Source organism: Candidatus Synechococcus spongiarum, assembly GCF_900047545.1.
Lineage (GTDB): Bacteria > Cyanobacteriota > Cyanobacteriia > PCC-6307 > Cyanobiaceae > Synechococcus_B > Synechococcus_B spongiarum_C.
On sequence record NZ_FITM01000130.1, the window covers coordinates 1 to 6,998 of the forward strand.

Consider the following 6,998-nt stretch of genomic DNA (forward strand, 5'->3'; position numbering starts at 1 on the left):
GATGGCACGCCATAGCAGGCTTCCTTCCCCCCCCCCTCCTCAGCAGGCTGACCACAGCGCACAACCACCGTAAGAGGACCACCTTACCCTCGCCTCCTCTTATCCAAAACTCGGATTATATAATAAAATGAGCTGATGTGGATTTAGATTCTATACAGACCCAAGAATCGTTGTCAAAAATATGGAAAGTAAAAAATGTTTCAATAAAAATAAGAGAATTCATCGCTGTCGGCGTTGTTGAAGCTCTGCCAAAATGTGTAGAATGTAAAATCCAATATTTACTTACAGGTGTGCAAGATTGGCAACTTACAAATCAAAGATAGACCAATTTTAATACGCCCCAGCGCTGACCACGATCAACCATGGGCGCTGCTGGAGTATGGTTGCGGCAAGCCATGGTTTGTGATCTGATGGTTGATCAGCTGAGTGGAAACGTCAAACTCCTGGCCCAGGTCATGGACGTTCACCCCCTGATCAGCGAGGCGAGGGCGCAGGGATTCAGCCGGCGCCAGAAGTTCTGCTGCGAAGGCCCTGGATCGCGCTTGGCGCGCCGTATCCATGGAGGTCAGAATGCCCAAGCCAGCGTCTGACCGCCCAATGTAGTCCCCGAGGGCGCGGGCGAGGACAAATCGCTTGGCAGTTTCCCTCCTCTGACTCGTGATGGCACAGGCTGGCCCACCTGCTGAAACCAGACCTTCCATGCGGCTAGACGGCATGGCCGTTTCCCAGTAATGCAAGGCAGGTTGCCCCGGCGCGGTAAAATCAAACCGGCTATCGCCATAGCTCAGAGCGTGGCGCAGTGACCTGGCCAAGGCATAGCCATGCTGCCAGGGCGTGGCCAGCGGCACAGGTGGCAACCCATCACGGATGGCTGCCCATTCGTTGCCGTTGTCCTCACCCTCAAGCCGTGCCCGTGTGTGGTCCAGCCACCGGGAAGCACCAGGGAGTTGCTTCGTCCGGGCTGGCGAGCATGTCCTCGCGGATTGCCGTCTCGGTGTGTTGCCAGAAAGCAATGATTGCCTCTTCCATGTCCTGCTCAACGGCAAAGGGATCCACCCCGAGCAGGGCAGCCGCACGGCAAAACTCATCCTCTTCAGGGTCAAGTGCCTTGATGGCGCTCCATGCGCCCTGGAGATCAGAAGCGACCGAATCCTGTTGATGGCCAAAGCTGCGCAGCCGTTCCAGAACGGCCTCGACAACTCCTTCCAACTCCTTCTGCAATTGACCACAGGCGACGCGTGCTTTCCCCTCCTTCACAAACTTAATCCGGGCATAGCGAGGCTGCCAAGGGGTCCATCGCAACTGCTCCATGGCGTCCGACGACGGAACCATGGTCAGTTTTGGCCAGAGAAACCCGTCCCCGGCAAACGCCAGGTTATGGCGCTGCTCAAAACCGGTCTTTTGCCCGGCCATCTCCTCAGTCGTGTCTGGAAGCTCATGCCAGAGGTGGCACCAGTTGCCAACCACCCATTCCGCCACGCTGAGGAGAGGAACCACAATGTAGTCGCGACGCGCGCTGCTCCTGCGGTCATATACAGCCGTCACCACTTCCCCGTTCACCTGAATCGATAACTGGGCCATGGTCTGCCCCATGGCCGCATCCGGCGACGGAGCAGCGTCGTCCACCCAGTCGAAAGCAAAGGAGACAGTCATGGCAACCCTTGAACCTCCTGTGTTGGCTGTAATGGGTAACCGTGGTATTCACCGGAATCCCGTGACCCCTCACGGGCTTCGTAGATGGTTTCTCTATAATTGATTCCGGTGCCAGACGTAGCGGGGATATTGACTCCCCCAATGACCAGCATGACCAGCTTCCACCGCCTGACAAAGCCAAGCCTCGACACGATCACGGTTGTTGATCAGTTCCTGGGACAGATGGTTGCATCCGGACGAATGACTAACTGAATCCTTCCAACAGTGTCGACACCGTGGTAAGGGCTGCCGACACAGCGGCACGACCGCGCCACCTACTGGAGATCAACGCCGTCCGGTGGCATCTCCACGCTTATGCACCTTGGAATTGTTCCTTGGTCTCCTTTGCCAAGGTTTCCTCAATGGGGCTTCTCCACTCAAATGTCCTGCAACGGTAGCAGAATCCCGTTGTTTCAGCAGCATCAGGTGGCACGGGCTTCTTTCAAGACCTTGATGGTAGCCTGCTGGCCTGACCCCCCATGGTGACTGCCGTTGCTGGTTGATGAAAAGACGTTGCTGCAGAAGCTGGCCAAGGTGGAGGAGTTGTTCCGCCGTGCCGCTAGTCCGGGGGAACGAGCTGCAGCCGAGGCGGCCCTCAACCGGTTGCAGGCCCGCCTGGGCAGCGGGGACAGGGACCAGGAACCGGAGGTGGAGTTGAAGTTTTCCCTCTCGGACCGATGGTCCATGCGGCTGTTCATCGCCATCTACCGCAAGCACGGTGTGCGCCCCTACCGCTATGCCCGGCAACGGCGCACCACCATCATGGCCCGTGCCCGTCCGGAGGAGTTCAAGCGGTTGGTCTGGGCGAAGTTCTGTCAACTCCACGGCGAACTGGAGCGTTATTTCGAGGACGTGTCCGATCAGCTCATCACCCGGGCCATGGGCGCCGACGGCAACGACAACACCGTGGATGCACAGTAAGGGAGCCAAAGCCGAGGGTGGATACCCCTACCTGAACCGGGGCCGCCATTGGCTAAAACAGCATTGCACGTCACCTGGTGTCCCATGTTTCCCCCCGTCTTTGCCACCTGCCTGGGCCAGGATTGGCCCAGTCGCGACCGCCATTACAAACAAGCCAAGCTCCACATGCTGAAAAGCTGGCGGGATGGCCTGGAGCGCAAGCTGGCGGCTGTCAACTCCGTGATCGGCAAGCTGGAAGAACAACTCAGCCGGGAACCCGCTGCTTGAGCGCGGCTGCAGGGATCTCACCCACAGCCCGCAGCACACTCAACACGTCACCCCCTGCCGCCAACCAGGCAGGATTGGTGTGCTCCGTCACCAGCACCATGCCGGCAAAGCCCAGGGCATTGATGTTGACGCCCTGATGCTCATCCCGTCGCCGGGGAACGGTGATGAACCAATCAGGCGTGATCAGCAGGTTGTAGGCCCCCTGGGGTTGACTGTGCTCCTTGACGGAGCCCCGCCCCAGGGCCGCCAACTGTTGCCCATAGATTCTGGCCAGGGTGGCGGCCAAGTCCCCGTCCCGTTTCGGCAGAGATGTTTTACGCAGCCGCCAGGGATAGACCCCGTCCGGTTGGTTGATCCAGGCCTCCCAGGGGAAGCAGGGCCGGCCCGGCAGTCTGGGCAGCAGTTGGAGGTGGCGATGGGGCTGGCTGGCGCCCGCCACCGGGCTGCTGTTAAAAAAGAGCAGCCCGTCATGGTGTTCCAGAAGGGCGGCCGCCGCCTGCCAGTCTTCCCCGTTCAGCCAACCCGACTGGGGCTGGTCCCCGTTGGTGATGAGCAGCAGATGGCCGGGGCGGACGGGGTATTTGTTGAGCAGGAGCGTGTGGGCTGGCCCCCAGGGCCTCAGCACCAACCGTTGATCCGGGGGCAGGAAAGGATTGGCTTGGCTCCGGGGTTCAATGGCTTGGGGATGCCTCCCCACCAGGTGGCGCACCTCCGCCCCTGCCGTCCTGGGGAGCCTCAACAGGGTTGTGGGCATGGGACAGAGGGCCCCCTGTTCCAGGGCCGTTGTCCCCACAGCCTGGGCCTGCGCCGCCAGCCACTGGCCATCCACGTGGCCCCAGGGATGCCTTGGGGCTGTTTTCCCGGCACTGGCGTCCTCTTTGGCCATGGACATGCTCATGGAAGCAAATCTTCCCACGTCTGTTGGCCGCCGGGCTCCAGGTTGGCCAGCAACTCTCCACTCCACACCAGCGCCGTCTCCCCCTCCAGGACCACGTAATTCTCCCCCCTCTGCCACAACCGCAGGTGGCCGCCGCGACGGGACGCCTGCCGAGCCTTCAGCCAGGTGTGCCCGGTGCGGGCCAACCAATAGGAAGAAACCAGGGCATGGGCTGAACCCGTGACCGGGTCCTCGGGAATCCCGGCCCGAGGGGCAAAAAAACGCAGGAGATAGTCAGGGGACTCTGCCCCTGCCGTGGCGGGGTGGCCGGCCTGCATCACCACCAGTCCCAGACAGGGCCGTTGGCGCAAGCGGCCCTGATCCAGCGCCAACCTGGCCAAGGGGAAGGTGGCCTCCACCAGGGCAACCTCATAGCGGAGGGATGAGGTCCAGCGCTGCTGCACAGGGGTCCCCAACAGTTGATCCAACCCAGGATCCAAGGGGGCCTGGTGCAGTTGACCCGTGGGCAGTTGCACACGAAATCCCGCCCCCCGCTGTTCCACCGGCAGCGGTCCGCTGCGGCTGTGGAGATCCATGGCCTGGTCGGGGGCCAACATCCCCCAGTGGGATAAAGCCCTGGCTGCCGCCATGGTCCCGTGACCACAGAGGTCCACCTCCAGGGTGGGGGTGAACCAGCGCAGCAGCCACTGCCCCCGCAGGTGCAGCAAAAAGGCTGTTTCCGACTGGGCACACTCCGCCGCCAGGGCCTGTAGGGATTGGCCCGTCACCGGGCTGCTGAGCAGCACCACTGCCGCGCCGTTGCCCCTGAAGGGCTGGGTGGTGAACGCGTCAACCTGGGCAATGCGCATGGCTGCCTTCCCCGTACCTCCTCCGTGCTGGCCATGCAGGCCCCCTGGCCAGGGTAGACCATCTCTGAAGAACGGAAACGACTCCCCCATGGTCCGGTGGGGTCAGGTTCTTGAGGCATCCACGACGAGCTGCTTGAACACCCGCTCGGCCTCCTGGGGGCTCAGTTGGCGGTGGGGAGCCTGACCATCCAGGGAGCGGAGGGGACGGCAACTGATGCTATTGAGGAGAAAGCCGCCGCCAGCCAGCAGCATGTGGCGGCTGACGGGGTGCTCACGGCAGTTGGATTGCCGCAGAAGTTGCTCCCGCATGATGCCGGGCAAGCAGCCCTGGTCCAGCCCTGGCGTCAGCCAGTCCATCCCCTGCCGGATCCAGAGGTTGGCGGCAGTGCCACAGCAGTAGTGGCCGCTGCTGCTGAGGAGCAGGGCATCGTCGGTAGCCGCCGTCCGGGCTTCGCGCCGGGCGATGACGGCGTCGGTGTAGTTGAGGGTTTTGCAACGGCTGCTGGCGCAGTCCCCGTGCCGGCGCACCAGCCGGCTGGTGATCACGTCCACCGGCGCAAAGCAGGGGGTGACGGCATGGAGGTGGAGCCAGAGGCGCGGCTGTTGGGGTTGGGGCAGCGCCAGCCCCCGCTGGCCGGGGCCACGGCTGACAGTGATCCGCAGCGCCGCCTGGCCACTGGGGGAGCCCAAGCGCCGGAAGCCCTCTGCCGCCAGGGCCTGGATCGGTCCGGGGTCCAGTTCAGGAGCCAGGCCCAGCAAGGCGCAGCCCCGCTGCAGCCGTTGCCAGTGTTGCGGCCACAACACAGGGCCGTCCGAGCGCCACAGCAGGGTTTCAAAGACCCCGTCCGCCAAGTTCAAGCCCCGGTCGTCCAGGGGCACGGCCAAGCGCTCTGGCGCATCCCATCGCCCCGCAAACCAGGCCAGGCTGTCCGCAGGAGTTTCCCTCATGGTAGGGGCTGCAGCGTCTGGAGGAGGGGCGCCATTTTGAGGTGCATTTCCTGGGTTTCCGCGGCTGGGTCCGAGTCGTGAACAATGCCGCAGCCGGCATGGGCCCGTAAACGAGAGCCCTTCTGGATGACGCTGCGAATGATGATGTTGCTATCCAGACTGCCGTCCAGGCCCAACCGGAACAGGGAGCCGCAATAGGGTCCCCGGGGCAGGGGCTCCAACTCCGCCAGCCGCTGGCATGACCTCACCTTGGGTGCTCCGGTGACGGAGCCGCCGGGCCAGGCGCTGCGCAGCAGATCCACCACGTCACGGTCGGCCCGCAACCGGCCGGTGACGACGGAGGTGAGGTGGTACACCTGCCGATAGCCCTCCAGCCCCACCAGGGTGGGCACGGCAATGGTGCCGGGACGGCAGACACGGCCCAGATCGTTGCGCAGCAGATCCACAATCATGACGTTTTCAGCGCGATCCTTGCTGCTGGTGATCAACTCCACCGCTAGGACCGCATCTTGTACAGGGTCCTGGTGGCGGGGGCGGGTCCCCTTGATGGGCCGGGTTTCCACCCAGCCGTCGCCAGACACCCGGAGAAAACGTTCGGGGGACGCCGAGAGCAGGGCATGCTCGCCATGGATCACAAGGCCCGCAAAGGGGGCGGGGCTCCGTTGACGCAGACGGCCATAGAGCCCCAGGGGATCCGGTGGACTGGGCAGGTTCGCCTCACAGCAACAGCTCAGGTTGGCCTGGAAGACGTCCCCTGCCCCAATCCGTTCTTTAATCTGCGCCACCTGTTGGGCAAACGCCCCGGCGCTGGTGTGCCATGTCCAGGCGCCCCGAACTGCCTCCGGCTCCACCTCTGGAGCGGGGGCTCTCCAGATGTGGGCAAGTGTCTCCTGACGCTGAGCCGCCAGGGCGGCGCTGCGCTCCCATCCCTCGCCGCTGAATCCATGGCTGACGGCAAACACCTGCCGCTCCAGCAGGTCAAAGCAGAGCAGGGGGTCGTGAAGTCCGGCCCAGAGGAGGGGCTGATCGGGCCGCCGCCATGGGGGGTGGTGCTCCAGCCAGGCACCCGCTTCAAAGCTGAGCCAGCCCATCCACCCGCCCATGAAGGGGCACGGCCCGGACGCGGGAGTCCAGGTCCCCCGCTCCGGCAACCCCTGGCGCAGGAGGATGAAGGGATCGTCTTCACCTGCTTCTGCGCAGGAGGCAGAAGAGCCCGGCCACCAGGAGGGCCAGCTTTGGCAACAGAGTTGGCGAACAGGCCTGGTGCCCAGAAACGACCACCGGCCGGTGCCGTCCTGCTGGCGGCCTGGCGCATCCACGCAACCAGGGTGCGTGTCCAGTAACACCAGCCCCTCACGGCCCCAACGACTGGCCAGAAGCTGGGCGGCGCTGTAGGGCTCGCGCCAGGGCAGTGGTCTCACCAG

At 63.5% G+C, this 6,998-nt stretch carries 8 protein-coding genes; 2 read left to right on the top strand and 6 right to left on the bottom strand.

Going from position 1 to position 6,998, the window contains the following annotated elements:
- Positions 1 to 356: 356 nt before the first annotated feature.
- Together FLM9_RS08750 and FLM9_RS08190 are read right to left on the bottom strand one after the other, a co-directional pair.
- Complete coding sequence (locus FLM9_RS08750) at positions 357 to 716, bottom strand: ImmA/IrrE family metallo-endopeptidase (RefSeq protein WP_368794373.1); 360 nt, start codon at positions 714 to 716, stop codon at positions 357 to 359.
- A gap of 184 nt (positions 717 to 900) precedes the next feature.
- On the bottom strand, positions 901 to 1,653 hold the full coding sequence (locus FLM9_RS08190) for a hypothetical protein (protein WP_074457620.1): 753 nt from the start codon (positions 1,651 to 1,653) through the stop codon (positions 901 to 903).
- A 531-nt stretch (positions 1,654 to 2,184) separates the two neighbouring features.
- Here FLM9_RS08190 and FLM9_RS05460 point away from each other — a divergent pair.
- The gene (locus FLM9_RS05460) at positions 2,185 to 2,613 is read left to right on the top strand and encodes a hypothetical protein (protein WP_218969742.1); all 429 of its coding nucleotides are present in this window, start codon (positions 2,185 to 2,187) and stop codon (positions 2,611 to 2,613) included.
- A gap of 84 nt (positions 2,614 to 2,697) precedes the next feature.
- Complete coding sequence (locus FLM9_RS05465; protein WP_074457621.1) at positions 2,698 to 2,880, top strand: hypothetical protein; 183 nt, start codon at positions 2,698 to 2,700, stop codon at positions 2,878 to 2,880.
- Here the strand turns inward: FLM9_RS05465 and FLM9_RS05470 are convergent.
- The 4 genes from FLM9_RS05470 to FLM9_RS05485 form a co-directional block, all read right to left on the bottom strand.
- Positions 2,858 to 3,778: an ATP adenylyltransferase family protein gene (locus FLM9_RS05470; RefSeq protein ID WP_102135490.1), complete on the bottom strand. Its 921-nt coding sequence runs from the start codon at positions 3,776 to 3,778 to the stop codon at positions 2,858 to 2,860. The two genes, FLM9_RS05465 and FLM9_RS05470, sit on opposite strands and share 23 nt — an antisense overlap.
- Positions 3,775 to 4,626, bottom strand: coding sequence for a PhzF family phenazine biosynthesis protein (locus FLM9_RS05475; protein WP_074457622.1), 852 nt, complete (start codon positions 4,624 to 4,626; stop codon positions 3,775 to 3,777). The genes FLM9_RS05470 and FLM9_RS05475 overlap by 4 nt, the downstream gene beginning before the upstream one ends.
- Before the next feature lie 102 nt (positions 4,627 to 4,728).
- Complete coding sequence (locus FLM9_RS05480) at positions 4,729 to 5,574, bottom strand: aminotransferase class IV (RefSeq protein ID WP_074457623.1); 846 nt, start codon at positions 5,572 to 5,574, stop codon at positions 4,729 to 4,731.
- Positions 5,571 to 6,998: anthranilate synthase component I family protein (locus tag FLM9_RS05485; protein ID WP_306806798.1), on the bottom strand; the 1,428-nt coding region annotated here is incomplete at its 5' end. The genes FLM9_RS05480 and FLM9_RS05485, both read right to left, overlap by 4 nt.

Excerpts from the sequence above, each read along its gene's own strand:
- FLM9_RS08750 (WP_368794373.1), bottom strand. The coding sequence starts at position 716 with ATGCCGTCTAGCCGCATGGAAGGTCTGGTTTCAGCAGGTGGGCCAGCC.
- FLM9_RS08190 (WP_074457620.1), bottom strand. The coding sequence starts at position 1,653 with ATGACTGTCTCCTTTGCTTTCGACTGGGTGGACGACGCTGCTCCGTCG.
- FLM9_RS05465 (WP_074457621.1), top strand. The coding sequence starts at position 2,698 with ATGTTTCCCCCCGTCTTTGCCACCTGCCTGGGCCAGGATTGGCCCAGT.
- FLM9_RS05470 (WP_102135490.1), bottom strand. The coding sequence starts at position 3,778 with ATGAGCATGTCCATGGCCAAAGAGGACGCCAGTGCCGGGAAAACAGCC.
- FLM9_RS05475 (WP_074457622.1), bottom strand. The coding sequence starts at position 4,626 with ATGCGCATTGCCCAGGTTGACGCGTTCACCACCCAGCCCTTCAGGGGC.
- FLM9_RS05480 (WP_074457623.1), bottom strand. The coding sequence starts at position 5,574 with ATGAGGGAAACTCCTGCGGACAGCCTGGCCTGGTTTGCGGGGCGATGG.